The following is a 25150-nucleotide window of genomic DNA, read 5'->3' as shown; positions in this document are numbered from 1 at the left end:
AATGAGTAGCGTAGATATTCTTGTTCCCGACCTGCCTGAATCCGTAGCCGATGCAACGGTTGCGACCTGGCACAAGAAGCCAGGCGATGCGGTAGTCCGCGATGAAGTGCTGGTAGAAATCGAAACTGACAAAGTGGTACTGGAAGTACCGGCGTCGGCTGACGGCATTCTGGATGCAGTTCTGGAAGACGAAGGCACCACCGTGACCTCTCGTCAGATCCTCGGCCGCCTGCGTGAAGGCAACAGCGCGGGCAAAGAGTCCAGCGCGAAATCCGAAGCCAAAGACAGCACCCCAGCCCAGCGCCAGCAGGCGTCACTGGAAGAGCAAAGCAACGACGCGCTGAGCCCGGCGATTCGTCGCCTGCTGGCTGAGCATAACCTTGACGCCGCGGCCATCAAAGGCACCGGTGTGGGTGGTCGTCTGACCCGCGAAGATGTTGAGAAGCACCTGGCGAAAGCACCGGCGAAAACCGACGCTAAAGCGCCAGCCGCCGCTCCAGCTGCAGCGCCTGCGCCGCTGGCAGGTCGCTCTGAGAAACGTGTTCCGATGACCCGCCTGCGCAAACGCGTGGCTGAGCGTCTGCTGGAAGCGAAAAACTCTACCGCGATGCTGACCACCTTCAACGAAGTCAACATGAAGCCAATCATGGACTTGCGTAAGCAGTACGGCGACGCATTTGAAAAACGTCACGGCATCCGTCTGGGCTTCATGTCCTTCTACGTGAAAGCTGTGGTTGAAGCGCTGAAACGCTACCCGGAAGTGAACGCCTCTATTGATGGCGAAGACGTGGTGTATCACAACTACTTCGACGTCAGCATGGCGGTCTCTACGCCACGTGGGCTGGTTACGCCAGTCCTGCGTGACGTTGACGCGCTGGGCATGGCCGACATCGAGAAACGCATTAAAGAGCTGGCGCTGAAAGGCCGTGACGGCAAGCTGACCGTTGAGGACCTGACCGGCGGTAACTTCACCATCACCAACGGCGGTGTGTTCGGTTCCCTGATGTCTACGCCGATCATCAACCCGCCACAGAGCGCGATCCTGGGCATGCATGCCATTAAGGACAGGCCAATGGCCGTTGATGGCAAAGTTGAAATTCTGCCAATGATGTACCTGGCACTTTCCTACGATCATCGCCTGATCGATGGTCGTGAGTCTGTGGGCTTCCTCGTAGCCATCAAAGAGCTGCTGGAAGATCCGACTCGTCTGCTGCTGGACGTGTAGTAAGCCCTGTATCACCTGTCCTCCGGGCCGGATGCGGCCTGGAGGTAAAATGATAATGATTTTCTAAAGTGGATAGAACGCATGAACTTACATGAATACCAGGCCAAACAGCTGTTTGCCCGCTACGGTTTACCTGCGCCAGTAGGCTATGCCTGCTCAACTCCGCGTGAAGCTGAAGAAGCCGCGTCTAAAATTGGTGCGGGTCCTTGGGTCGTGAAATGCCAGGTACACGCTGGCGGCCGCGGTAAAGCGGGCGGCGTAAAAGTCGTTAACAGCAAAGAAGACATTCGCGCCTTTGCCGAGCATTGGCTGGGCAAACGCCTGGTAACCTATCAGACAGACGCCAACGGTCAGCCGGTCAATCAGATTCTGGTTGAAGCCGCGACCGACATCGCCAAAGAACTGTATCTGGGTGCGGTAGTCGATCGTAGCTCTCGCCGTGTGGTATTCATGGCCTCCACCGAAGGCGGCGTGGAAATCGAAAAAGTGGCGGAAGAAACCCCGCACCTGATCCACAAAGTTGCTATCGATCCGCTGGCGGGCCCAATGCCTTATCAGGGCCGTGAGCTGGCGTTCAAACTGGGTCTGGAAGGTAAACTGGTTCAGCAGTTCACCAAGATCTTCATGGGCCTGGCAAACATCTTCCTTGATCGCGACCTGGCGCTTATCGAAATTAACCCGCTGGTTATCACCAAGCAGGGTGACCTTATCTGCCTCGATGGCAAACTGGGTGCCGATGGCAATGCCCTGTTCCGTCAACCAGACCTGCGCGAAATGCGTGACCAGTCTCAGGAAGATCCGCGTGAAGCTCAGGCTGCACAGTGGGAACTGAACTATGTCGCACTGGATGGCAACATCGGCTGCATGGTTAACGGCGCAGGCCTGGCGATGGGTACCATGGACATCGTTAAGCTGCACGGCGGCGAACCGGCCAACTTCCTCGACGTGGGCGGCGGTGCAACCAAAGAACGTGTAACCGAAGCGTTCAAAATTATCCTCTCTGATGACAATGTGAAAGCGGTTCTGGTTAACATCTTCGGCGGGATCGTACGTTGCGACCTGATTGCTGACGGCATTATCGGCGCGGTTGCTGAAGTGGGCGTTAACGTCCCGGTGGTTGTACGTCTGGAAGGGAACAACGCTGAACTCGGCGCCAAGAAACTGGCCGACAGCGGTCTGAATATTATTGCAGCGAAAAGTCTGACGGATGCCGCTCAGCAGGTCGTTGCCGCAGTGGAGGGGAAATAATGTCCATTTTAATTGATAAAAACACCAAGGTTATCTGCCAGGGCTTCACCGGTAGCCAGGGGACTTTCCACTCTGAACAAGCGATTGCTTACGGCACCAACATGGTTGGCGGCGTAACGCCGGGCAAAGGCGGCACCACGCATCTGGATCTGCCGGTGTTCAACACCGTGCGTGAAGCCGTTGAAGCGACCGGTGCGACTGCAAGCGTAATCTATGTTCCGGCTCCGTTCTGCAAAGACTCCATTCTGGAAGCTATCGATGCAGGCATCAAACTGATCATTACCATCACCGAAGGCATCCCGACTCTGGATATGCTGACCGTGAAGGTGAAACTGGATGAAGCAGGCGTGCGCATGATTGGCCCGAACTGCCCAGGCGTTATCACTCCGGGTCAGAGCAAAATCGGCATCATGCCTGGCCACATTCACAAACCGGGTAAAGTGGGTATCGTTTCCCGTTCAGGTACGCTGACCTATGAAGCGGTTAAGCAGACGACCGACTACGGTTTCGGCCAGTCCACCTGTGTGGGCATCGGCGGTGACCCGATCCCAGGTTCTAACTTCATCGACATCCTGAAAATGTTCCAGGAAGACCCGCAGACCGAAGCGATCGTGATGATCGGTGAGATCGGCGGCAGCGCTGAAGAAGAAGCGGCAGCCTACATCAAAGAACACGTGACCAAACCGGTTGTGGGTTACATCGCGGGTGTGACCGCGCCGAAAGGTAAACGTATGGGTCACGCAGGCGCGATCATCGCCGGTGGTAAAGGGACTGCGGACGAGAAATTTGCAGCTCTGGAAGCGGCCGGTGTGAAAACCGTTCGTAGCCTGGCGGATATCGGCGAAGCGCTGAAAACCATCATTAACTGATAATCCTCTCTGCTCCCCGCGTGGGGAGCGTTATATGTCCGTTTTCGACATGGTTGGCCACCTTTGCGGTGGCCTTTTTTATGGGCGTCGTTTGGCGACCAGGGTGAATTTATAGTCGTCGCTTTTGAATGCGTTACGGCTGTATTCAAACACCCGTCCATCGCTGAGGAACCCGCGCGAGATTTTTTCGAGGATCGGCTGGCTGGCATCCAGACTCAGCAAACTCGCCATTTCAGCGTTTGGCATGATCGGCACGATCTCTTGTTCGCTGCGATCGATAACCAGCTTCTTCACCTGTTCGATAAAGTGATATTTGGAGTTTTCCATCACCTCCCAGGTGAGATCCGGAAATAAGGTCAACGGCATCCAGGTTTCTTCCAGCGTCACCGGTTTCTGCTTGATAAAGCGCACCCGTTTGACGTGCCAGATTTTCGCGCCTTCTGCGACCTCAAGCGTTGCCGCCAGTTCATGGCTGGCATCAATCGCTTCAAACACCCGCACGTCGCTGTGCGTATCGACGTTTCGGTCGGCCAGCTTTTCATAAAAACTGGTGAGTTGATAAATGTCGTAGTTGACCCGCTCTTCTTTCACGTATGAGCCGCTGCCCTGAATGCTCTCAATAATCGCTTCCTGGGTCAGCTGTTTCAGCGCTTGCCTCACCGTGACGCGGCTGACGGCAAACTCTTCCTGCAACGCCGATTCTGTGGGCAGGGCATCGCCGGGTTTCAGTTCACCACGCTGCACCCGATCGCGCAGGGTATCAGCGATTTGGCGGTATCGGGGTTTATTCGTCATTTGCCTCATACCTCTTTAATACTAATGCAGCGATTATGCCTGTCTTTCTTTACTTGTAAACAATACAACTTAGATACAAATTATTGGATAAGGAGAAAGTGATCACATAAATGTATGGTTTTATCTGGCAAGATCCTCATTACTGAACGGCACTTTGGCCGTACTTTCACCTTCACAGTGAGGATCGTGATGAACCTGACGACATTAACGCACCCGGACGCGCTCTGCCTGCAGGCGACGTTCACTGACCGCGACGAGGCTATCCGGGCGCTGGCAGAACGGCTGGCGCGGCTGGGTAAAATTTCCAGCCTTGACGATTTTCTTCGCGATGTGTTTGCCCGCGAGAGCGAAGGGCCGACCGCACTCGGGGAAGGGCTGGCGGTGCCGCACGGGAAAAGTGAAGCGGTCACGGAAGCCGCTTTCGCCGTCGCCACCTTACCGCAGCCGATTCTGTGGGACGGTGTTGACGGCGAAGAAGAGGTCAACCTGGTCGTGCTGCTGGCGATCCCGCCCGCGCAGGCGGGGTCCACCCACATGCAGCTGCTCACGGCGTTAACCTCCCGGCTGGTGGATGACGAGGTGCGGGCAGCCGTGTGTTCAGCCTCCACCGCGGAGCAACTGTTGCAGGCCCTTGATGCGCCGCTTATCAATACGGAGCCCGCGCAGAAGCAGGATGCGCCAGTGGTGGTCTGCGTCACCGCGTGTCCGGCAGGCATCGCCCACACCTATATGGCGGCGGAATATCTGGAAAAGGCCGGGCAAAAACTCGGGGTCAATGTTTACGTTGAACGCCAGGGTGCCAACGGGATCGAAAACCGCCTGACGGCCGAACAGCTTAATTCTGCTCAGGCCTGCATTTTTGCCGCCGAAGTGGCTATCAAAGAGGCGGACCGTTTTGCCGGTATTCCGTCCCTGTCGGTGCCGGTGGCTGAGCCTATCCGGCATGCAGAAAAACTTATTGAGCAGGCGCTGACCCTAAAATCCTCAGGCGAGAACCGTCAGCCGCAATGCGACAGCCTGGACAAGAAAAGCGTCAAGACCGAACTGAAACAGGCGCTGTTAAGCGGGATTTCCTTTGCCGTGCCGCTGATTGTGGCAGGCGGAACCGTGCTGGCGGTGGCGGTTTTGCTGGCGCAGATGCTTGGCTTACAGCATTTGTTCGATCAGGAAAATTCGTGGCTGTGGATGTACCGCAAATTGGGTGGCGGAATGCTCGGCGTGTTAATGGTGCCGGTGCTGGCGGCCTACACCGCCTATTCGCTGGCCGATAAGCCCGCACTGGCACCGGGCTTTGCCGCAGGGCTGGCGGCCAACATGATTGGCTCCGGTTTCCTCGGTGCGATAGCGGGTGGTCTTATCGCGGGCTATCTGATGCGCTGGGTGAAAAATCATCTCCGGCTCAACAGTCGCTACAACGGTTTTCTGACCTTCTACCTCTATCCGGTGATCGGCACCCTCGGTGCGGGCAGCCTGATGCTGTTTGTGGTCGGCGAACCCGTGGCGTGGATTAACACCGGTCTGACTCTGTGGCTCAACGGCCTGTCAGGCACCAACGCGCTGCTGCTGGGGGCGATCCTCGGGTTTATGTGCTCGTTCGATCTCGGCGGCCCGGTGAACAAAGCTTCCTATGCATTTTGCCTCGGCGCGATGGCCAACGGCGTGTACGGCCCGTATGCGATTTTCGCCTCGGTCAAAATGGTATCGGCCTTTACGGTGACGGCCTCCACGATGATTGCGCCGCGACTGTTTAAAACCTTCGAAATCGAAACCGGAAAATCCACCTGGCTGCTGGGCCTGGCGGGGATCACCGAAGGGGCTATCCCAATGGCGATAGAAGATCCGCTCCGGGTGATTGGGTCGTTCGTCATCGGTTCGATGGTCACCGGGGCGCTGGTGGGCTCGATGAATATCGGTCTTTCTACCCCGGGGGCAGGCATTTTCTCGCTATTCCTGCTGCATGACGGTGGGCTCGGCGGGGTGCTCGCCGCCACTGGCTGGTTCGTTTCCGCCCTGATCGGTGCGGCTATTTCGACCAGCATACTGATCCTCTGGCGTCGTCAGGCGGTGAAAGCCGGTAAATACCTTCCCGACAGCGTAATGCCTTAACTGAACAGGATATGAAGATGAAAGCTGTATCTCGCGTGCACATCACGCCGCATATGCACTGGGACCGCGAGTGGTACTTCACCACCGAAGAGTCGCGCATTTTGCTGGTCAATAATATGGAAGAGATCCTGACCCGTCTGGAGCAGGACGCCGAATACAAATACTACGTGCTCGATGGGCAGACCGCGATTCTGGAAGATTACTTCGCGGTGAAACCCGACAGCCGTGAACGGGTGAAAGCCCTGGTGCAGGCCGGAAAGCTGATTATCGGTCCGTGGTACACGCAGACTGATACCACCATCGTCGCCGGGGAATCCATCGTGCGCAATTTGATGTACGGGATGCGCGATTGCCTGGCGTTCGGCGAGCCGATGAAAATTGGGTATTTGCCGGATTCGTTTGGCATGTCGGGCCAGTTACCGCACATCTATAACGGTTTTGGTATTAAACGGGCAATGTTCTGGCGTGGCTGTTCGGAGCGTCACGGCACCGATAGAACGGAATTCCTGTGGCAGAGTCAGGATGGCAGCGAAGTGGCGGCGCAGGTGCTGCCGCTGGGCTACGCGATTGGTAAGTACTTACCGGAGGACGAAGCGGGCCTGCGAAAACGTCTCGACAGCTATTTCGAGGTGCTGGAAAACGCGTCGCAGACCAAAGAGATTTTATTGCCGAACGGCCACGATCAGATGCCGCTGCAGCAGAACATTTTTGCGGTGATGGATAAACTGCGGGAGATCTATCCACAGCGTGAATTTGTGATGAGCCGCTTTGAAGAGGTCTTTGAGCGTATCGAGCAGCAGCGTGACACGCTGGCCACGCTGACCGGCGAGTTCAACGACGGGAAGTATATGCGTGTGCATCGCACCATCGGCTCGACGCGGATGGACATCAAAATCGCTCACGCGCGTATCGAAAACAAAATCGTCAATTTGCTCGAGCCGCTGGCAACCCTAGCGTGGACGCTCGGGTTTGAGTATCACCACGGCCTGCTGGAGAAAATGTGGAAGGAGATCCTCAAAAATCATGCCCACGACAGCATCGGCAGCTGCTGTAGCGACAAGGTACATCGGGAAATCATGAGCCGCTTCTGGCTGGCGGAAGACATGGCCGACAGCCTCATTACGTTCTACATGCGCAAAATCGTCGATAACATGGCGCAGAGCGAAGGTGACAAACTGACCCTGTTTAACCTGATGCCGTGGCCGCGCGATGAAGTGGTCAACACCACACTCCGCCTGCGCGCCAGCCGTTTCCGCCTGGTTGATAGCGACGGGCAGGAAGTGGCGTATTTCATTCGCGCCAGCCGTGAAATTGACCCGGGCCTGGTGGACCGCCAGATTGTCCATTACGGCAACTACGAGCCGTTTATGGAGTACGACATTCAGTTGCGTCAGGTGCTCCCGGCGATGGGGTGGCTCACGTTGCACGTGCTGCCGGGTGAGGAAGGTCAGCAGGTTAGCGTCCCGAAACAGAGCGATGCCCTGCTGGAAAACAGCTGCTGGCGTATCAGCCTGAACCGGGATGGCACGCTGAAGATGGAAGATAAAGAGAGCGGTCTGGTTTATGACCGGGTGCTGGAATTTGAAGACGGCTCCGACGATGGGGATGAGTATGACTATTCGCCCTCGCGAGAAGAGTGGTTACTCACCAGCCGGGAAGGCCAGCATTGTCATACGGTCACGCACGACGCGTGGCAGAGCAGGGCGGTGATACGTTCCACGCTGGCCGTGCCGCGCAATCTGGCTGAACGTTCAGCCCGCAAAACTGGCGGAACGCTGACGATGGAAACGACGGTGACGCTGAGTCAGCACAGTCGTCGGGTCGAGTTTGAGGTCTGCGTGGTTAATCAGGCGGACGACCACCGCGTGCGGGTTCGTATCCCCGTGCCGTTCAAAACCGACCATGTGCTGACTGATACTCAGTTTGGTTCGCTCACTCGCCCGGTTCAGGACGAGGCGATGCAGGTCTGGCAGGCCGAAGGCTGGAAAGAGGCTCCGGTCCCGGTCTGGAATTTCCTCAACTATGCCGTGTTAAAAGAGGGGGCCGCACTTCAGCAGGAGCAGCACGGGCTGGCGCTGTTCACGGAAGGCCTGCGCGAGGTGGAAATTATCGGCGAGACTCAGAGTGTGTTTGCGCTGACTTTACTGCGCGGGGTGGGGCTGCTCGGAAAAGAGGATCTGCTGCTGCGCCCTGGCCGTCCTTCAGGGATAAAAATGCCGGTACCGGATTCTCAGGTTCGTGGCGAACTGCGGGCCCGCTTTAGCCTGATGCCATTCAGGGGTTCTGCACTGGATGCGGGGGTGGCTCAGCAGGCGCGCAGCTGGCTGACACCGGTGCTGTGCTACAACAAAATTCCATGGGATGCGATGAAGCTTAATCGCACTGCTCTCGACGTCCCGCGACGCTACAGCCTGTTTACGATGCCAGCCACCGGATGCCAGCTTAGCGTATTGAAGAAAGCCGAGGACAGCGAGGCGTTGATTCTCCGCCTGTTTAACCCGTCTGACAGTGAGCCTTGTGAATCCAGGGTGATGTTCAATCGTCCTGCTTCCCGGTGCCAGGACGTGGGGATGGACGAGCAGCCGACGGGGCAGGGGAGTGACATTCTTGGGAAAGCGGTCAGCTTCAAACCGGGACAATCGCGGAGCTGGGTCGTCCAGATTGATTAACAACGCAGCAAACGATTCATGGCCACGCAATGCGTGGCTTTTTTGTTTCCACAGGTAATCAATCGGCGGTGTTAATTTTAAAATCCATTAGGGTGAATGAAATGTAATAAAAAGAGGCTATACTTGCAGTGCAAAAAGATGAGCAACTCCCGCCGTGGCGTACCCGTGGCCTCTCTTTTTCCTTCCGGCCCGCTTAAGGGTTAAAAATGAATGCAGAAGCATTCTAATACCGCCTTATTTGATAACTATCAATGCCATGATAAAAACATGTTTTTAACATTGATTTCACTATGCGCCATTAAATGCATACACAATTAACACGTCTTTGTAAAATTGATTTAAATCAATATGTAATCCTTGGAAAAAAGCACCAGAAAGCGGTAAATTGTCGCGGATCAAAGTGGTCGAAATGTGGCATCTTAGCTATATATTGATCAGCGTCGAAAAACGTAAAACGGGTTCAAGAAAAACCTGTTTATTGTAAGGGTTTTACGGCGTAATATATTCAAGGGATCAATTTGGGTTTTTTATTAACGTATTTGTAACCTTTGCTCATCATCGTTTCTACCAAGTGGCAACGATAACGTAGCGGGAAGCAAATAAATTTGTATTGGGGCATGCGTGTGAATCCTTTCTAACGGGATCCACTCTCGGAGTCTTCATGCGATGAGCAAGGAGTCATGATGTTAGATATAGTCGAACTGTCACGCTTACAGTTTGCCTTGACCGCGATGTACCACTTCCTTTTTGTGCCACTGACGCTCGGTATGGCGTTCCTGCTGGCCATCATGGAAACGGTTTACGTCCTTTCCGGCAAACAGATTTATAAAGATATGACCAAGTTCTGGGGCAAGTTGTTTGGTATCAACTTCGCTCTGGGGGTCGCAACCGGCCTGACCATGGAGTTCCAGTTCGGGACAAACTGGTCTTACTATTCCCACTACGTGGGCGATATCTTCGGTGCGCCACTGGCCATTGAAGGTCTGATGGCCTTCTTCCTCGAATCCACCTTTGTAGGTCTGTTCTTCTTCGGTTGGGACCGCCTGGGCAAAGTCCAGCATATGGCCGTAACCTGGCTCGTGGCGTTGGGTTCCAACATGTCCGCGCTGTGGATCCTGGTGGCGAACGGCTGGATGCAAAACCCGGTCGCGTCTGACTTCAACTTCGAAACCATGCGCATGGAGATGGTGAGCTTCTCCGAGCTCGTCCTCAACCCTGTTGCTCAGGTGAAATTCGTGCATACCGTGGCGTCTGGCTACGTGTGTGGCGCGATGTTCATTCTGGGTATCAGCTCCTACTATATGCTGCGCGGCCGTGACTTCGCGTTTGCGAAACGCTCTTTCGCCATTGCAGCAAGCTTTGGTATGGCGGCTATCCTCTCCGTTATCGTGCTGGGTGATGAATCCGGTTACGAAATGGGTGACGTGCAGAAAACCAAACTGGCGGCGATTGAAGCCGAGTGGGAAACGCAGCCGGCACCGGCGTCGTTTACCCTGTTTGGTATTCCTGATCAGGATAAGCAAGAAAACCACTTCGCTATTCAGATTCCTTACGCGCTCGGCATCATTGCCACCCGTTCAGTCGATAAGCAGGTCACTGGCCTGAAAGACCTGATGGTGCAGCATGAAGAGCGTATCCGTAACGGGATGAAAGCGTACTCTCTGCTGGAGCAGCTGCGTTCTGGTTCTGCCGATCAGTCCGTTCGCGATCAATTCAACCACGTGAAAAAAGACCTCGGTTACGGTCTGTTGTTGAAACGCTATACGCCGAACGTCTCCGATGCGACGGAAGCACAGATTCAGCAGGCAACCAAAGACTCGATTCCTCGCGTCGCGCCGCTGTACTTCGCATTCCGTATCATGGTTGGCTGCGGCATCATCATGCTGCTGATTATCGCCGCGTCCTTCTGGACGGTGATTCGTAACCGTATCGGTGAGAAAAAATGGCTGCTGCGTACCGCGCTGTACGGGATCCCATTACCGTGGATTGCTATCGAGTCCGGCTGGTTTGTTGCAGAGTACGGTCGTCAGCCATGGGCGATTGGTGAGGTGCTGCCGACGGCAGTGGCGAACTCATCCCTGACAACAGGTGATCTGCTGTTCTCCATGTTCCTGATCTGTGGTCTGTACACCCTGTTCCTGATTGCTGAACTGTTCCTGATGTTCAAGTTTGCCCGTCTGGGACCCAGCAGCCTGAAAACCGGTCGTTACCACTATGAGCAGACCCCAGCGTCTACTCAGCCGGCACGCTAAGACAGGAGTCGTCAAATGTTCGATTATGAAGTATTGCGTTTTATCTGGTGGCTGCTGGTTGGCATTCTGCTGATCGGTTTTGCAGTCGCCGATGGCTTCGACATGGGGGTGGGCATGCTCACCCGTATCCTCGGTCGCACTGACACCGAGCGTCGAATCATGATCAACTCGATCGCCCCGCACTGGGACGGTAACCAGGTGTGGCTGATCACCGCAGGCGGCGCGCTGTTCGCGGCCTGGCCGATGGTCTACGCAGCTGCCTTCTCCGGCTTCTATGTGGCGATGATCCTCGTGCTGGCATCCTTGTTCTTCCGTCCGGTCGGTTTTGATTACCGTTCCAAGATTGAAGACACCCGCTGGCGTAACCTGTGGGACTGGGGCATCTTCATCGGTAGCTTCGTGCCGCCGCTGGTGATTGGCGTCGCCTTCGGCAACCTGCTGCAGGGTGTACCGTTCCACCTCGATGAATACATGCGTCTGTACTACACCGGGAACTTCTTCCAGCTGCTGAATCCGTTTGGTCTGCTGGCCGGTATTGTCAGCGTGGCGATGATCCTGACTCAGGGCGCGACCTACCTGCAAATGCGTACCGTGGGCGAGCTGCATCTGCGCACCCGTACCACCTCGCAGATTGCGGCACTGGTGACACTGGTGTGCTTCGCACTGGCCGGTGTTTGGGTAATGTACGGTATTGATGGTTATGTGGTGACGTCCACCCTTGACCATACCGCTGCGTCTAACCCGCTGACCAAAGAAGTGGCGCGTGAAGCCGGGGCCTGGCTGGTGAACTTTAACAACATGCCAATCCTGTGGGCGATTCCGGCACTTGGCGTGGTACTGCCGCTGCTGACTATCGTGATGTCTCGTATGGACAAAGGCGCGTGGGCGTTTATCTTCTCCTCGCTGACGCTGGCCTGCATCATCCTGACCGCTGGCGTGGCGATGTTCCCGTTCATTATGCCGTCCAGCACGATGTTGAAAGCCAGTCTGACCATGTGGGATGCGACGTCCAGCCAGCTTACGCTGAACGTTATGACCTACGCGGCGATGGTGTTCGTACCGATTATCCTGCTCTACACCGCATGGTGTTACTGGAAAATGTTCGGTCGTATCACGAAAGACGACATTGAACGCAACACCCATTCTCTGTACTAAGTAAGGAGCAACATATGTGGTACTTCGCATGGATTCTGGGGACGCTTCTGGCTTGTGCATTTGGCGTGATCACCGCCCTGGCGCTCGAGCACATTGAGTCTGGAAAACAAGAAGATCATTAATGACTAAAATTATCGCAATGTTATATGCGGTAATGGATAAGGGCCCGTTAAGGGCCCTTTCGTTGCTGATGGCATTAGTGTTGGCAGGCTGTATCTTCTGGGACCCGTCGCGCTTTGCGGCGAAAACCAGTTCGCTGGAAATCTGGCACGGCTTTCTCATCATGTGGGCCGTTTGTGCTGGCGTCATTCATGGCGTGGGTTTCCGCCCGAAGGCGATTCACTGGCAGGGGATTTTCTGCCCGCTGATTGCCGACCTTGTACTCCTCGCCGGACTGTTTTTCTTTTACGCCTGATTCAGAAACATCCGTTAATCGCTATGGGCTTGTTCGAGCCCATAAAAATTTACTCTCCGTTTACTTTCCCCCATTCCAAACCAGCATTCCCGCGCGTATAGTAGCGAAGTTTGAAAGCCCCACATATCTTTTGCATTACCGGGATGTAAAGTGAATACAACGCTGTATACAAAACCGTTCATGATGCGTCGTAGCCAACAAAGAGGCAGCCTGAATGAGTAAGTATATATTTCGATGGCCGGTTCGTGTCTATTACGAAGACACAGACGCCGGGGGTGTGGTCTACCACGCCAGCTATGTCGCTTTCTATGAAAGAGCACGCACAGAGATGTTGCGCCACCATCACTTCAGTCAACAGGTACTGTTGGCTGAACGCGTAGCTTTCGTGGTGCGCAAGATGACGCTGGAGTATTTCGCCGCCGCCAGACTCGATGACATGCTCGAAGTCCAAACGGAAATTACAGCGATGCGGGGTACCTCTCTGGTGTTCACGCAGCGGATAGTCAATGCAGAAAACAAGGTACTTAACGAAGCTGAAGTGCTGATTGTCTGCGTTGATCCACTCATAATGAAGCCTCGTGCGCTTCCCAAGTCTATTGTCGCGGAGTTTAAGCAGTGACTGAAATGAATATCCTTGATTTGTTCCTGAAGGCTAGCCTTCTGGTTAAACTTATCATGTTCATCTTAATTGGTTTTTCAATCGCTTCCTGGGCTATCATCATCCAGAGAACGCGCATCCTCAATACGGCTGGCCGCGAAGCGGAAGCCTTCGAAGACAAGTTCTGGTCTGGGATCGAACTGTCTCGCCTGTACCAGGAAAGCCAGAGCCGTCGCGACAACCTGGCCGGTTCCGAACAGATTTTCTATAGCGGCTTTAAAGAGTTCGCACGGTTGCATCGGGCGAACAGCCACGCGCCGGAAGCGATTGTGGAAGGTGCCTCCCGCGCGATGCGCATTTCCATGAACCGCGAACTGGAAAACCTTGAAAACCACATTCCCTTCCTTGGCACCGTCGGTTCCATCAGCCCGTACATCGGTCTGTTCGGTACGGTGTGGGGGATCATGCACGCCTTTATCGCGCTGGGCGCGGTTAAGCAGGCGACGCTGCAAATGGTTGCACCGGGTATCGCAGAAGCGCTGATCGCCACGGCGATTGGTCTGTTCGCAGCCATTCCCGCGGTCATGGCGTATAACCGCCTGAACCAGCGTGTGAACAAACTGGAGCAGAACTACGACAACTTTATGGAAGAGTTCACCGCGATTCTGCACCGTCAGGCGTTTACCAGCAGCGAAAGCAACAAGGGGTAAGCCATGGCCAGAGCACGTAGACGCGCGCGTCGCGAGCTGAAGTCCGAAATCAACATCGTTCCGCTGCTGGATGTGTTGCTGGTGCTGCTGCTGATCTTCATGGCGACAGCGCCGATCATTACCCAGAGCGTCGAGGTCGATCTTCCTGATGCGACGGAATCACAGGCCGTCAGTACCAATGACGATCCGCCAGTGATTGTGGAAGTTTCCGGTGTCGGACAATACAGCGTCAATGTGGGTCAGGAAAAACTACCACAATTGCCGCCGGAGCAGGTCGTCGCTGAAGCCCAGCGTCATTTGCAGCAGAATCCGAAGACGGTCTTCTTAATCGGTGGTGCGAAAGATGTGCCGTACGATGAAATCATTAAAGCGCTGAACCTGTTGCACAGCGCGGGTGTGAAATCAGTGGGCTTAATGACCCAGCCAATCTGACCCGGCTAACAGGCTAACAGTTTTTGGGAACCGAGAGTGTCAAAGGCAACCGAGCAACAAAACGAAAAGCTTAAACGCGCGATCATCATCTCAGTCATTCTGCATATCATTTTGATTGCACTGCTGATTTGGAGTTCGTTCGATGAGCACATAGATGCTTCGGCAGGCGGTGGCGGTGGCTCGTCTATTGACGCGGTGATGGTCGATCCAGGTGCGGTCGTACAGAACTATAATCGTCAACAGAATCAGCAGGCCAGCGCGCGTCGTGCCGAAGAGCAGCGCGAGAAGCAGGCGCAGCAGCAGGCGGAGGAGATGCGTGAAAAGCAGGCCGCCGAGCAGGAGCGTCTGAAACAGCTCGAAAAAGAACGTCTGAAGGCACAGGAAGAAGCCAGCAAGCAGGCTGATGCGCAGAAACAAGCGGAACAGGCTGCCAAACAAGCGCAGGAACAGCAAAAACAGGCTGAAGAAGCCGCAGTAAAAGCTGCCGCGCTGGCGAAAGCCAAAGCGGACAGCCAGGCTAAAGTCGCTGCTGAAGCGGCGAAGAAAGCGGCTGCGGATGCACAGAAAAAAGCAGAAGCAGAGGCCGCAAAAGCCGCTGCTGACGCACAGAAGAAAGCCGAAGCCGAAGCAGCGAAGAAAGCTCAGCAGGACGCTGAGAAGAAAGCCGCCGCGGAAGCCGCGAAGAAAGCCGCTGCGGCTGAAAAAGCAGCTGCCGCCAAAGCCGCAGCTGCCGAGAAGGCCGCCGCTGAGAAAGCAGCAGCAGACAAAGCTGCTGCGGCAGAAAAAGCCGCCGCGGCCAAAGCAGCAAAAGCAGCCGCCGCGAAGAAAGCGGCTGAAGCGAAAGATGCTTCCGGTGTTGATGACCTGCTGGGTGACCTCAGCTCAGGTAAGAATGCACCGAAAACCGGGGGTGGGGCGAAAGGAAATAATGCCGCCGCCGCCGGAAGCGGTAACACTAAGAACAATGGCGCTTCAGGCGCGGATATCAGTAACTATGCCGGACAGATAAAAGCGGCGATTGAAAGTCGTTTTTATGATGCTTCTTCGTACACGGGTAAAGTGTGTACGCTGCGCATCAAACTGAATACGGATGGTACGCTGGCAAATATCACCTCTGAAGGTGGGGATCCCGCTCTGTGTACTGCGGCTCTGGCTGCAGCACGACAAGCAAGGTTCCCGAAACCGCCGTCAGAAGCCGTGTATGAAGTGTTCAAGAACGCGCCGCTGGACTTCAAACCGTAACGCATTTTTCCCCGTATAAACGGGGGGAAATGAACCAGGCAAGTCACAGGGTTTTGGTAGTTTTGTGTATTTGAGTTTGTTAACATTCTGCTAAATTATCGTGGGCTTTTCGCCTGGATAAGGGAGATATGATGAAGCAGGCATTACGAGTAGCATTTGGTTTTCTGATGCTGTGGGCAGCTGTGCTGCACGCAGAAGTACGTATCGAGATCACCCAAGGGGTCGACTCGGCGCGCCCAATCGGCGTTGCGCCGTTCAAATGGGCGGGTCCGGGTGCGGCACCTGAAGATGTCGGTGGCATTGTCGCGGCTGACCTGCGCAATAGCGGTAAATTCAACCCGCTGGATCGTTCTCGTCTGCCTCAGCAGCCGGGTAGCGCACAGGAAGTTCAACCGGCGGCATGGTCTGCGCTCGGTATTGACGCCGTGGTTGTCGGCCAGGTAACGCCTAACCCAGACGGTTCATATACCGTGGCTTATCAGCTGGTTGATACCGGTGGTGCGCCGGGTACCGTGCTGGCACAGAACTCGTACAAAGTGAACAAGCAGTGGCTGCGTTATGCCGGCCACACTGCGAGTGATGAAGTGTTCGAGAAGCTGACCGGTATTAAAGGTGCGTTCCGTACCCGTATCGCGTATGTGGTTCAGACCAATGGCGGTCAGTTCCCGTATGAGCTGCGTGTGTCTGACTACGATGGTTACAACCAGTTTGTGGTTCACCGTTCACCGCAGCCGCTGATGTCGCCTGCCTGGTCACCGGACGGTTCTAAACTGGCTTACGTCACCTTCGAAAGCGGTCGTTCCGCGCTGGTTATCCAGACGCTGGCAAACGGTGCGATTCGTCAGGTTGCTTCGTTCCCGCAGCACAACGGTGCGCCAACGTTCTCTCCGGATGGTTCTAAACTGGCCTTCGCCCTGTCGAAAACCGGTAGCCTGAACCTGTACGTGATGGATATCGGCTCGGGTCAAATCAGCCAGGTGACCAACGGTCGCAGCAACAACACGGAACCAAGCTGGTTCCCGGACAGCCAGAATCTGGCCTTTACCTCTGACCAGGCTGGTCGTCCACAGGTATATAAAGTTAATGTTAACGGCGGGACTCCGCAGCGTATTTCCTGGGAAGGTTCTCAGAACCAGGATGCTGATGTGAGCACTGACGGTAAGTTCATGGTAATGGTGAGCTCGGCGAATGGCCAGCAGCACATTGCCAAACAAGATCTGGTAGCGGGTGGCGTGCAGGTTCTGTCGTCAACGTTCCTGGATGAAACGCCAAGTCTGGCACCTAACGGCACAATGGTTATCTACAGCTCTTCTCAGGGGATGGGATCTGTGCTGAATCTGGTTTCTACAGATGGGCGTTTCAAAGCGCGTCTTCCGGCAACTGATGGACAGGTCAAATTCCCTGCCTGGTCGCCGTATCTGTAATAATAATTAATTGAATATTATAGGAATCAAAGAAATGCAACTGAACAAAGTGCTGAAAGGACTGATGATCGCTCTGCCAGTTATGGCTATCGCGGCGTGTTCTTCCAACAAGAATGCCAGCAACGATCAGAGCGGTGAAGGCATGATGGGTGCCGGCACTGGTATGGATGCTAACGGTCAAGGCAACATGTCTTCCGAAGAGCAGGCTCGTCTGCAGATGCAGCAGCTGCAGCAGAACAACATCGTTTACTTCGATCTCGACAAGTACGATATCCGTTCTGACTTCGCTGCAATGCTGGATGCGCACGCTAACTTCCTGCGTAGCAACCCGTCTTACAAAGTCACCGTAGAAGGTCATGCTGACGAACGTGGTACTCCTGAGTACAACATCGCGCTGGGCGAACGTCGTGCAAACGCTGTTAAAATGTACCTGCAGGGTAAAGGCGTTTCTGCTGACCAGATCTCCATCGTTTCTTACGGTAAAGAAAAACCTGCAGTACTGGGTCACGACGAAGCGGCTTACTCCAAAAACCGTCGTGCCGTACTGGTTTACTAAGAGAATTGCATGAGCAGTAACTTCAGACATCATCTGTTGAGTCTGTCGTTACTGGTTGGCATAGCGGCCCCTTGGGCCGCTAATGCTCAGGCGCCAATCAGTAGTGTCGGCTCAGGCTCGGTCGAAGACCGTGTCACCCAACTCGAGCGTATTTCCAATGCTCACAGTCAACTTTTGACCCAACTCCAACAGCAACTCCAGGATAACCAGGCCGATATTGATTCTCTGCGTGGTCAAATCCAGGAAAGCCAGTACCAGCTCAATCAGGCGGTCGAACGCCAGAAGCAAATCCAGACGCAGCTTGATGGTATGAGCAGCGGCGGGAATGCGGCACAGGCACAGCCTGCTGCGGGCGACCAGAGCGGGTCAGCAGCGGCAACAGCTACTCCAGCACCGGCAGCAGGCGCAGCAGCGTCCGGTGTGCCAGTTCAGAGTGGTGATGCCAATACGGATTACAATGCGGCGATTGCGCTGGTGAAAGATGCCTCTCGCCAGGACGACGCGATTGCGGCATTTCAGAACTTCGTCAAAAAATACCCTGATTCAACCTATCAGCCGAATGCCAATTATTGGCTCGGACAGTTGAATTACAACAAGGGTAAAAAAGATGATGCGGCGTATTATTTTGCCTCGGTGGTGAAAAATTACCCGAAATCGCCGAAAGCGGCAGACGCGATGTTTAAAGTCGGCGTAATCATGCAGGACAAAGGTGATACTGCGAAAGCTAAAGCAGTTTATCAGCAGGTTGTCACTAAATACCCGGGCACTGAAGGCGCAAAACAGGCGCAAAAACGCTTGAGTGGGCTCTGATGCTTATGGCATGACCTGAAATTGAAGTATTTCTGGTCATCCCGCATGAATCATAAGCAGTTAAGCAAAGTTGTTCGAAATTTTAGTTGCGCTCAATTCTGAAACCAGTAATATATGCCGCCGTTGCCAAGGGATATCAAACATCCTGAAAGCCGCGAAAATAGTGGGTCGTTAGCTCAGTTGGTAGAGCAGTTGACTTTTAATCAATTGGTCGCAGGTTCGAATCCTGCACGACCCACCACTAAATAGTAAGTAAGCAGTATCCAGCGCAGTATTGGGTGATTAGCTCAGCTGGGAGAGCACCTCCCTTACAAGGAGGGGGTCGGCGGTTCGATCCCGTCATCACCCACCACTCGGGTCGTTAGCTCAGTTGGTAGAGCAGTTGACTTTTAATCAATTGGTCGCAGGTTCGAATCCTGCACGACCCACCAATTTAACATCTTACTCAGATGTTAAGCGTGAAGGATAACGTTGCTTTGCAACGGCCCGAAGGGCGAGACGGAGTCGAGTCATCCTGCACGACCCACCAATTTTACTATTGGTACCGAGTAAAAAGCAGTACCTCTTCGAAGCAACACCTTATGGGTCGTTAGCTCAGTTGGTAGAGCAGTTGACTTTTAATCAATTGGTCGCAGGTTCGAATCCTGCACGACCCACCATCTTATCAGTGGCGTCTTCGAAGAATATCCCGAAAGGGGTCGTTAGCTCAGTTGGTAGAGCAGTTGACTTTTAATCAATTGGTCGCAGGTTCGAATCCTGCACGACCCACCAATGTAGAAAGGCGCCCTAAAGGCGCCTTTTTGCTATGCGTCATTCGTCAGGATGAGAACCTGCTGCAGGTTCGAGCCGAACGAAGTGAGACCACGGAGCCGCTTGCGGCGACGACCCGAAGGGCGAGCGAAGCGAGTCATCCTGCACGACCCACCAATGTAGAAAGGCGCCCTAAAGGCGCCTTTTTGCTTTTCCGCGTTCCAGATAAATTCCTCACGACAATCCGGCTTAAATTCGCTATCTTGTTTAGTATATAAAACACCTGTCGCCGATAGACACGCTAAAGCGTGCGGTCTGGTGATGGTTTGGTTAAGCCAGTAAAACGAGAAGCCAAGATGAGCGTAATGTTTGATCCTGAAACCGCAATCTATCCTTTCCCGCCGAAGCCGGTGCCGTTGAGCCTGGACGAAAAGCAGTTCTATCGCGAAAAAATAAAGCGTCTGCTCAAAGAGAAAAATGCGGTGATGGTGGCGCACTATTACACTGACCCGGAAATTCAGCAGCTAGCGGAGGAAACCGGTGGCTGCATTTCTGACTCGTTGGAGATGGCGCGTTTCGGGGCCAGACATCCGGCTTCCACGTTGCTGGTCGCCGGGGTGCGTTTTATGGGTGAAACCGCCAAAATCTTAAGTCCGGAAAAAACCATTCTAATGCCCACGCTTCATGCGGAATGTTCACTTGATCTGGGCTGCCCGATTGATGAATTTACCCAATTCTGCGATGCCCATCCGGACAGAACTGTGGTGGTATATGCCAATACCTCTGCGGCGGTCAAGGCTCGGGCCGACTGGGTCGTCACTTCGAGCATTGCCGTTGAGCTGATTGAACATCTGGATAGCCTCGGTGAGAAAATCATTTGGGCACCTGACCGTCATTTGGGCCGCTATGTCCAGAAACAGACTGGTGCAGACGTTCTTTGCTGGCAGGCGGCGTGTATTGTGCACGACGAATTTAAAACCCAGGCCCTGGCGCGAATGAAGGCGTTGTACCCTCAGGCGGCTATCCTGGTGCATCCAGAATCACCGCAGTCGATTGTCGATATGGCCGACGCCGTAGGCTCGACTAGCCAGCTGATTGCTGCGGCAAAAACGCTGCCCAACGCGCAGCTGATCGTCGCTACCGATCGTGGGATTTTCTATAAAATGCAGCAGGCGGTGCCGGAAAAAGAGTTACTGGAAGCGCCAACCGCCGGAGAGGGGGCAACCTGCCGAAGCTGTGCCCATTGTCCGTGGATGGCGATGAACGGCCTTAAAGCCATTGCTGACGGCCTCGAACACGGTGGGGCGGAGCATGAAATCCATGTAGACGCTACGTTGCGTGAGGGCGCTCTGCTGCCGCTTAACCGCATGTTAGATTTTGCGGCTACACTTCGATCATAAGTACATTCATAAGACCGTTCTTAACCGAACGATTGATCTTCCAATGAAATTTGGCTGACAGGACAGAGATATGGATTTCTTGAGTACGCAAAACATTCTGGTGCACATTCCGATTGGGGCGGGCGGCTATGACCTGTCGTGGATTGAAGCGGTGGGGACAATAGCCGGGCTGCTGTGTATCTGGCTTGCCAGCCTCGAGAAGATCAGTAACTACGCGTTCGGACTGCTGAACGTGACGCTATTTGCCATCATTTTCTTCCAGATCCAACTGTATGCCAGCCTGTTGCTTCAGCTGTTTTTCTTTGCGGCAAATATCTATGGCTGGTACGCGTGGTCGCGACAGACCAGCCAGAATCAGGCAGAACTGCAAATTCGCTGGTTACCGTTGCCGAAGGCACTGGGATGGCTGGCCGCTTGTGTGGTCGCCATAGGTCTGATGACGGTGTTCATCAATCCAGTCTTCGCGTTCCTGACCCAGGTGGCGGTATCGGTCATGCAGACCCTGGGGCTGAACGTGGCGATGCCGGAACTCCAGCCTGATGCCTTCCCGTTCTGGGATTCCTGCATGATGGTGTTGTCGATTGTGGCGATGATCCTGATGACCCGCAAATACGTCGAAAACTGGCTGCTGTGGGTGATCATCAACGTGATTAGCGTGGTGATTTTTGCTCTGCAGGGGGTTTATGCCATGTCTCTGGAATATCTGCTGCTGACGTTTATCGCTTTGAACGGCAGCCGGATGTGGATGAACAGCGCACGTGAACGAGGCTCACGCGCGCTTTCTCATTAATGGTGATGATGATGAGCGTGTTCGGTCTGCGTCTCGTTAAGATGGCATTCCGGGCCGCTGCATGGCTGGTATTCCATCTGAATGGTGGCATGTGCAATTTGGTAATGATGTTCCAGATAGTGCTGAATTTTTCCCAACAGCCCGTCGTGATCGTGCGGCGGGATCACATGCACATGTAAGGTCATCACCGGTTTTTCGCCGACCAGCCAAATGTGGACATGATGCACATCGCGGACTTCCGGGATCTCGCGGCGCAAGCCACGTTTGAGTGCCGCGATATCCAGTGAGCTGGGCGCACCCTCCAGCAATTCGTTCACGCTCTCTTTCAGCAACGCCCACGCGCTGCGAAGCACCAGGCACGACACCAGCACTGACAGAATCGGGTCAATGGGCGTCCAGCCGGTGGTCAGGATCACGATAGCGGCGACGATAGCCCCCACCGAACCCAGCAAGTCTCCGAGCACATGTAGCGCGGCGGCTCTGACGTTCAGGTTCTTTTCTTCACTGCCGCGATGCAAAATCCAGAATGAGAGGATGTTCGCCAACAGGCCCGCCACGGCAATCACCATCATGGTTGCGCCTGCGACCGGCTGTGGATGGCGAAAACGCATAATCGCTTCCCAGACAATCAGCACCGTAATCAGCACCAGTGCAATTGCGTTAACAAACGCCGCGAGGGTGGTCAGTCGCAGCCAGCCAAACGTATGGCGGGAATTAGGCGGACGGCGGGCAAAGTGAACCGCCATCAACGCGAACAGCAGCGCCGCGGCATCGGTTAGCATATGCCCGGCATCCGCCAAGAGGGCCAGTGAACCCGAAATCAGACCGCCTACCACTTCCACCACCATAAATCCGGCGGTGATTAGGAAGGCCAGCAACAGCCGACGGGCGTTGCCGTCATTCGCCCCTTGTGGCGTGGAGTGGGAATGTGAATGCGCCATACACAAATCCTGTGATGTTTATAAGTTAGTGTATGACATCATTACAGATTTTTTGCGAATTCGCCTAAAAAATAAAGGAGAGCGAGGCTCTCCTTTGGCGGGAAGGGCAGAACGATTATTACTGAGTGGTACCGTCGGTTTTGGTATTTGCATCGTTGTTAATGCCGTCACCGGTTTCAACTTTCTTGTTGATATCCGGACACTTACCGTCTTTACACATTGAGTTTTTATGGATCTCATCCTTACTCATGTGCTGTGCATCGCTGCTTGAGCCATTCGGATGCATCATTGTGCCGCTCGATTGGGTATTGACGTTCCCGTTGTCTACGCCGTTAGGGGCCACGTTTTGTTTGGCATCCGGGGCAACTTGCCCCGCAGAGGCAGCGGCGTTAGCCTGCCCGTTATTATCCGACGCGCTGTCTGCAGCGAAAGCAGCCCCGCTCATCATCGAAAGGGTTGCGGTCAGGAAAAGCGTTGCCAGTGTCTTGTTTTTCATGGGGATGCTCCTGTTATGGTCGTTAGGTCGGATAACTTCTTCCAACAGTGCATTTCTGACTGTGCCAGCTGCACAGTGGCTAAAGATTCCGCAATACTGATTTATGTCAGTCTGGAATCTTGTTAATTAATCAAATCTCAGCATTTACACTTAAAAAGTGTAGCGCGTATCTCACTTCTCGCTACATTGTGGCGTTTTTTAGCGGTATTCCAGGAATTATCCGGCGCAAGTGTAAAAGCCCGTTTACACTTCCAGGCTGGCGAGATAGATTGAAGGCATTGCACTCATTTATATAAGTATGGCAACGCTGGAAAGATCATGAACTATCAGAACGACGATTTACGCATTAAAGAGATCAACGAGTTATTACCTCCCGTAGCGCTCCTTGAAAAATTTCCCGCCACTGAGAATGCCGCTAACACGGTGTCTCACGCACGTAAAGCGATCCACAAGATCCTTAAAGGCAACGACGATCGCCTGCTGGTGGTGATCGGCCCGTGCTCGATTCACGATCCGGTAGCCGCGAAAGAATACGCTGGCCGTTTGCTGACCCTGCGTGATGAGCTGAAAGGCGAGCTGGAAATCGTGATGCGTGTCTACTTTGAAAAACCACGCACCACCGTGGGCTGGAAAGGGCTGATTAACGATCCGCACATGGATAACAGCTTCCAGATCAACGACGGGCTGCGCATTGCTCGTAAGCTGCTGCTGGAAATCAACGACAGCGGTCTGCCTGCCGCGGGTGAATTCCTCGATATGATCACCCCGCAGTATATGGCGGACCTGATGAGCTGGGGCGCCATAGGCGCGCGTACCACCGAATCGCAGGTTCACCGCGAGCTGGCTTCCGGTCTGTCTTGCCCGGTCGGCTTCAAAAACGGCACCGATGGCACCATCAAAGTGGCGATAGATGCTATTAACGCTGCTGGCGCGCCGCACTGTTTCCTGTCAGTGACCAAATGGGGCCACTCGGCGATTGTGAACACCAGCGGAAACGGCGATTGCCATATTATTCTGCGTGGTGGCAAAGAGCCAAACTACAGTGCGCATCACGTGGCAATGGTGAAAGAAGGGCTGCAAAAAGCGGGCCTGCCATCTCAGGTGATGATCGACTTCAGCCATGCGAACTCCAGCAAGCAATTCAAAAAGCAAATGGACGTCGCGACGGATGTGGCCGGGCAGATTGCCTCTGGCGAGAAAGCGATTGTCGGGGTGATGATTGAAAGCCATCTGGTTGAAGGCAATCAGAATCTGGAAAGCGGTGAGCCGCTGACTTATGGCAAGAGCATCACCGATGCCTGCATCGGCTGGGACGATACTGACGCAGTATTACGCCAGCTGGCGGCAGCGGTTAAAGCACGTCGCGGCTAAGCGGCACAGCAGACAATAAAAAAGCGTGGATTGCTCCACGCTTTTTTTACGTCTGGCGAAAAATTACTTCGCTTTACCCTGGTTCGCTACGGCTGCGGCTTTCGCTGCGATTTCGTCCGCGTTGCCCAGATAGTAGTGTTTGACAGGTTTGAAGTTTTCGTCAAATTCATACACCAGCGGTACGCCGGTTGGGATGTTCAGTTCGAGAATTTCGTCTTCACCCATGTTGTCCAGGTATTTCACCAGCGCACGCAGGGAGTTGCCGTGAGCGGCGATAATTACGCGCTCGCCGCTTTTCAGGCGCGGAAGAATGGTTTCGTTCCAGTATGGCACCACGCGGTCGATAGTCAGCGCCAGGCTTTCGGTGACCGGCAGCTCTTTATCGGTCAGTTTCGCGTAACGCGGGTCGTGACCCGGGTAGCGCTCGTCATCTTTGGTCAGCTCTGGCGGCGTGATAGCAAAGCCGCGACGCCACTGTTTAACCTGCTCGTCACCGTATTTTTCAGCGGTTTCGGCTTTGTTCAGACCCTGCAACGCGCCGTAGTGGCGTTCGTTCAGCTTCCAGGATTTCTCAACCGGCAGCCAGGCCTGATCCAGTTCATCCAGCACGTTCCACAGAGTGTGGATGGCGCGTTTCAGCACAGAGGTGTAAGCAAAATCAAAGCTGAAGCCTTCATCTTTCAGCAGTTTACCTGCAGCTTTTGCTTCGCCAACGCCTTTCTCAGACAAATCAACGTCATACCAACCGGTGAAGCGGTTTTCATTATTCCACTGGCTTTCGCCGTGGCGAACAAGCACAAGCTTAGTTACAGCCATACCGTTACTCCTGAACTAGATTGAATGATAACAATTCTCATTATATTGCCGCCTTATAACCAACGGCAACGCTTATCCTT

At 54.3% G+C, this 25150-nt stretch carries 23 protein-coding genes, 5 tRNA genes and 1 other RNA gene; 25 read left to right on the top strand and 4 right to left on the bottom strand.

Going from position 1 to position 25150, the window contains the following annotated elements:
• Position 1: 1 nt before the first annotated feature.
• The 3 genes from odhB (at position 2) to sucD (ending at position 3342) form a co-directional block, all read left to right on the top strand.
• On the top strand, positions 2-1225 hold the full coding sequence (gene odhB, locus ACG0Z5_RS07555; protein WP_394446371.1) for a 2-oxoglutarate dehydrogenase complex dihydrolipoyllysine-residue succinyltransferase: 1224 nt from the start codon (positions 2-4) through the stop codon (positions 1223-1225).
• An 81-nt stretch (positions 1226-1306) separates the two neighbouring features.
• On the top strand, positions 1307-2473 hold the full coding sequence (gene sucC / locus ACG0Z5_RS07550; RefSeq protein ID WP_394446370.1) for an ADP-forming succinate--CoA ligase subunit beta: 1167 nt from the start codon (positions 1307-1309) through the stop codon (positions 2471-2473).
• Positions 2473-3342, top strand: coding sequence for a succinate--CoA ligase subunit alpha (gene sucD, locus ACG0Z5_RS07545; protein ID WP_319629124.1), 870 nt, complete (start codon positions 2473-2475; stop codon positions 3340-3342). The genes sucC and sucD overlap by 1 nt, the downstream gene beginning before the upstream one ends.
• A 78-nt stretch (positions 3343-3420) precedes the next feature.
• On the opposite strand, the gene ACG0Z5_RS07540 is transcribed toward sucD, so the two are convergent.
• Positions 3421-4137, bottom strand: a complete 717-nt coding sequence (locus tag ACG0Z5_RS07540) for a GntR family transcriptional regulator (RefSeq protein WP_394446369.1) — start codon at positions 4135-4137, stop codon at positions 3421-3423.
• 189 nt (positions 4138-4326) lie between these two features.
• Here ACG0Z5_RS07540 and mngA point away from each other — a divergent pair, with 189 nt between their 5' ends.
• The 21 genes from mngA to pnuC all read left to right on the top strand — a co-directional run bounded on the left by mngA (position 4327) and on the right by pnuC (position 21446).
• The gene (mngA, locus tag ACG0Z5_RS07535; RefSeq protein ID WP_394446368.1) at positions 4327-6243 is read left to right on the top strand and encodes a PTS 2-O-a-mannosyl-D-glycerate transporter subunit IIABC; all 1917 of its coding nucleotides are present in this window, start codon (positions 4327-4329) and stop codon (positions 6241-6243) included.
• Between the two features lie 17 nt (positions 6244-6260).
• Positions 6261-8912, top strand: coding sequence for a mannosylglycerate hydrolase (gene mngB, locus ACG0Z5_RS07530; protein ID WP_394446367.1), 2652 nt, complete (start codon positions 6261-6263; stop codon positions 8910-8912).
• Positions 8913-9595: 683 nt separating this feature from the next.
• On the top strand, positions 9596-11164 hold the full coding sequence (gene cydA, locus ACG0Z5_RS07525) for a cytochrome ubiquinol oxidase subunit I (protein WP_394446433.1): 1569 nt from the start codon (positions 9596-9598) through the stop codon (positions 11162-11164).
• A gap of 15 nt (positions 11165-11179) precedes the next feature.
• A complete protein-coding gene (gene cydB, locus ACG0Z5_RS07520; protein ID WP_319629128.1) occupies positions 11180-12319 on the top strand; it encodes a cytochrome d ubiquinol oxidase subunit II in 1140 nt (379 codons plus the stop codon).
• A 14-nt stretch (positions 12320-12333) separates the two neighbouring features.
• Complete coding sequence (gene cydX, locus ACG0Z5_RS07515) at positions 12334-12441, top strand: cytochrome bd-I oxidase subunit CydX (RefSeq protein ID WP_319629129.1); 108 nt, start codon at positions 12334-12336, stop codon at positions 12439-12441.
• On the top strand, positions 12441-12734 hold the full coding sequence (ybgE, locus tag ACG0Z5_RS07510) for a cyd operon protein YbgE (protein WP_319629130.1): 294 nt from the start codon (positions 12441-12443) through the stop codon (positions 12732-12734). The genes cydX and ybgE overlap by 1 nt, the downstream gene beginning before the upstream one ends.
• Before the next feature lie 214 nt (positions 12735-12948).
• A complete protein-coding gene (ybgC, locus tag ACG0Z5_RS07505) occupies positions 12949-13353 on the top strand; it encodes a tol-pal system-associated acyl-CoA thioesterase (RefSeq protein ID WP_394446366.1) in 405 nt (134 codons plus the stop codon).
• Positions 13350-14042 (top strand): Tol-Pal system protein TolQ, encoded by a 693-nt coding sequence (gene tolQ, locus ACG0Z5_RS07500; RefSeq protein WP_319629132.1) that lies wholly within the window; start codon positions 13350-13352, stop codon positions 14040-14042. The genes ybgC and tolQ overlap by 4 nt, the downstream gene beginning before the upstream one ends.
• Before the next feature lie 3 nt (positions 14043-14045).
• The gene (tolR, locus tag ACG0Z5_RS07495; RefSeq protein ID WP_319629133.1) at positions 14046-14474 is read left to right on the top strand and encodes a colicin uptake protein TolR; all 429 of its coding nucleotides are present in this window, start codon (positions 14046-14048) and stop codon (positions 14472-14474) included.
• Between the two features lie 36 nt (positions 14475-14510).
• Positions 14511-15716: a cell envelope integrity protein TolA gene (gene tolA, locus ACG0Z5_RS07490; RefSeq protein WP_394446365.1), complete on the top strand. Its 1206-nt coding sequence runs from the start codon at positions 14511-14513 to the stop codon at positions 15714-15716.
• A gap of 131 nt (positions 15717-15847) precedes the next feature.
• Entirely contained in the window at positions 15848-17140 is a 1293-nt protein-coding gene (tolB, locus tag ACG0Z5_RS07485; RefSeq protein WP_394446432.1) for a Tol-Pal system beta propeller repeat protein TolB, read from the top strand.
• Positions 17141-17174: 34 nt separating this feature from the next.
• The gene (pal, locus tag ACG0Z5_RS07480; protein ID WP_319629136.1) at positions 17175-17696 is read left to right on the top strand and encodes a peptidoglycan-associated lipoprotein Pal; all 522 of its coding nucleotides are present in this window, start codon (positions 17175-17177) and stop codon (positions 17694-17696) included.
• Positions 17697-17705: 9 nt separating this feature from the next.
• Complete coding sequence (cpoB, locus tag ACG0Z5_RS07475) at positions 17706-18506, top strand: cell division protein CpoB (RefSeq protein ID WP_394446364.1); 801 nt, start codon at positions 17706-17708, stop codon at positions 18504-18506.
• Positions 18507-18671: 165 nt separating this feature from the next.
• Positions 18672-18747: transfer RNA gene (locus ACG0Z5_RS07470), tRNA-Lys, on the top strand.
• A 35-nt stretch (positions 18748-18782) separates the two neighbouring features.
• Positions 18783-18858 (top strand) — tRNA-Val (locus ACG0Z5_RS07465).
• A 3-nt stretch (positions 18859-18861) separates the two neighbouring features.
• Positions 18862-18937: transfer RNA gene (locus tag ACG0Z5_RS07460), tRNA-Lys, on the top strand.
• Between the two features lie 152 nt (positions 18938-19089).
• Positions 19090-19165: transfer RNA gene (locus ACG0Z5_RS07455), tRNA-Lys, on the top strand.
• A gap of 36 nt (positions 19166-19201) precedes the next feature.
• Positions 19202-19277: transfer RNA gene (locus ACG0Z5_RS07450), tRNA-Lys, on the top strand.
• Positions 19278-19308: 31 nt separating this feature from the next.
• Positions 19309-19433, top strand: a non-coding RNA gene (locus ACG0Z5_RS07445) — RtT sRNA.
• Between the two features lie 179 nt (positions 19434-19612).
• On the top strand, positions 19613-20656 hold the full coding sequence (nadA, locus tag ACG0Z5_RS07440) for a quinolinate synthase NadA (protein ID WP_394446363.1): 1044 nt from the start codon (positions 19613-19615) through the stop codon (positions 20654-20656).
• A 70-nt stretch (positions 20657-20726) separates the two neighbouring features.
• Complete coding sequence (gene pnuC, locus ACG0Z5_RS07435; RefSeq protein WP_394446362.1) at positions 20727-21446, top strand: nicotinamide riboside transporter PnuC; 720 nt, start codon at positions 20727-20729, stop codon at positions 21444-21446.
• Here the strand turns inward: pnuC and zitB are convergent.
• Entirely contained in the window at positions 21443-22387 is a 945-nt protein-coding gene (zitB, locus tag ACG0Z5_RS07430; protein ID WP_394446361.1) for a CDF family zinc transporter ZitB, read from the bottom strand. The two genes, pnuC and zitB, sit on opposite strands and share 4 nt — an antisense overlap.
• Before the next feature lie 118 nt (positions 22388-22505).
• Positions 22506-22883, bottom strand: a complete 378-nt coding sequence (locus tag ACG0Z5_RS07425; RefSeq protein WP_394446360.1) for a YbgS-like family protein — start codon at positions 22881-22883, stop codon at positions 22506-22508.
• 318 nt (positions 22884-23201) lie between these two features.
• Between ACG0Z5_RS07425 and aroG the strand changes: the two genes are divergently transcribed.
• Complete coding sequence (aroG, locus tag ACG0Z5_RS07420) at positions 23202-24254, top strand: 3-deoxy-7-phosphoheptulonate synthase AroG (RefSeq protein WP_394446359.1); 1053 nt, start codon at positions 23202-23204, stop codon at positions 24252-24254.
• A 63-nt stretch (positions 24255-24317) separates the two neighbouring features.
• Here the strand turns inward: aroG and gpmA are convergent, their stop codons facing one another.
• Entirely contained in the window at positions 24318-25070 is a 753-nt protein-coding gene (gpmA, locus tag ACG0Z5_RS07415) for a 2,3-diphosphoglycerate-dependent phosphoglycerate mutase (protein WP_394446358.1), read from the bottom strand.
• Between the last annotated feature and the right edge of the window lie 80 nt (positions 25071-25150).

This window comes from Scandinavium sp. M-37, assembly GCF_043558715.1.
GTDB lineage: Bacteria > Pseudomonadota > Gammaproteobacteria > Enterobacterales > Enterobacteriaceae > Scandinavium > Scandinavium vulneris_A.
This window is presented reverse-complemented; position numbering and strand designations above follow the sequence as displayed.

What these genes read in the sequence shown, in the direction of transcription:
- pal (WP_319629136.1), top strand. Translation starts at nt 17,175, where the DNA reads ATGCAACTGAACAAAGTGCTGAAAGGACTGATGATCGCTCTGCCAGTT.
- cydB (WP_319629128.1), top strand. Translation starts at nt 11,180, where the DNA reads ATGTTCGATTATGAAGTATTGCGTTTTATCTGGTGGCTGCTGGTTGGC.
- sucD (WP_319629124.1), top strand. Translation starts at nt 2,473, where the DNA reads ATGTCCATTTTAATTGATAAAAACACCAAGGTTATCTGCCAGGGCTTC.
- ACG0Z5_RS07425 (WP_394446360.1), bottom strand. Translation starts at nt 22,883, where the DNA reads ATGAAAAACAAGACACTGGCAACGCTTTTCCTGACCGCAACCCTTTCG.
- odhB (WP_394446371.1), top strand. Translation starts at nt 2, where the DNA reads ATGAGTAGCGTAGATATTCTTGTTCCCGACCTGCCTGAATCCGTAGCC.
- zitB (WP_394446361.1), bottom strand. Translation starts at nt 22,387, where the DNA reads ATGGCGCATTCACATTCCCACTCCACGCCACAAGGGGCGAATGACGGC.
- gpmA (WP_394446358.1), bottom strand. Translation starts at nt 25,070, where the DNA reads ATGGCTGTAACTAAGCTTGTGCTTGTTCGCCACGGCGAAAGCCAGTGG.
- ybgC (WP_394446366.1), top strand. Translation starts at nt 12,949, where the DNA reads ATGAGTAAGTATATATTTCGATGGCCGGTTCGTGTCTATTACGAAGAC.
- sucC (WP_394446370.1), top strand. Translation starts at nt 1,307, where the DNA reads ATGAACTTACATGAATACCAGGCCAAACAGCTGTTTGCCCGCTACGGT.
- ybgE (WP_319629130.1), top strand. Translation starts at nt 12,441, where the DNA reads ATGACTAAAATTATCGCAATGTTATATGCGGTAATGGATAAGGGCCCG.
- tolR (WP_319629133.1), top strand. Translation starts at nt 14,046, where the DNA reads ATGGCCAGAGCACGTAGACGCGCGCGTCGCGAGCTGAAGTCCGAAATC.
- mngB (WP_394446367.1), top strand. Translation starts at nt 6,261, where the DNA reads ATGAAAGCTGTATCTCGCGTGCACATCACGCCGCATATGCACTGGGAC.
- cydA (WP_394446433.1), top strand. Translation starts at nt 9,596, where the DNA reads ATGTTAGATATAGTCGAACTGTCACGCTTACAGTTTGCCTTGACCGCG.
- pnuC (WP_394446362.1), top strand. Translation starts at nt 20,727, where the DNA reads ATGGATTTCTTGAGTACGCAAAACATTCTGGTGCACATTCCGATTGGG.
- nadA (WP_394446363.1), top strand. Translation starts at nt 19,613, where the DNA reads ATGAGCGTAATGTTTGATCCTGAAACCGCAATCTATCCTTTCCCGCCG.
- cpoB (WP_394446364.1), top strand. Translation starts at nt 17,706, where the DNA reads ATGAGCAGTAACTTCAGACATCATCTGTTGAGTCTGTCGTTACTGGTT.
- mngA (WP_394446368.1), top strand. Translation starts at nt 4,327, where the DNA reads ATGAACCTGACGACATTAACGCACCCGGACGCGCTCTGCCTGCAGGCG.
- ACG0Z5_RS07540 (WP_394446369.1), bottom strand. Translation starts at nt 4,137, where the DNA reads ATGACGAATAAACCCCGATACCGCCAAATCGCTGATACCCTGCGCGAT.
- aroG (WP_394446359.1), top strand. Translation starts at nt 23,202, where the DNA reads ATGAACTATCAGAACGACGATTTACGCATTAAAGAGATCAACGAGTTA.
- cydX (WP_319629129.1), top strand. Translation starts at nt 12,334, where the DNA reads ATGTGGTACTTCGCATGGATTCTGGGGACGCTTCTGGCTTGTGCATTT.
- tolB (WP_394446432.1), top strand. Translation starts at nt 15,848, where the DNA reads ATGAAGCAGGCATTACGAGTAGCATTTGGTTTTCTGATGCTGTGGGCA.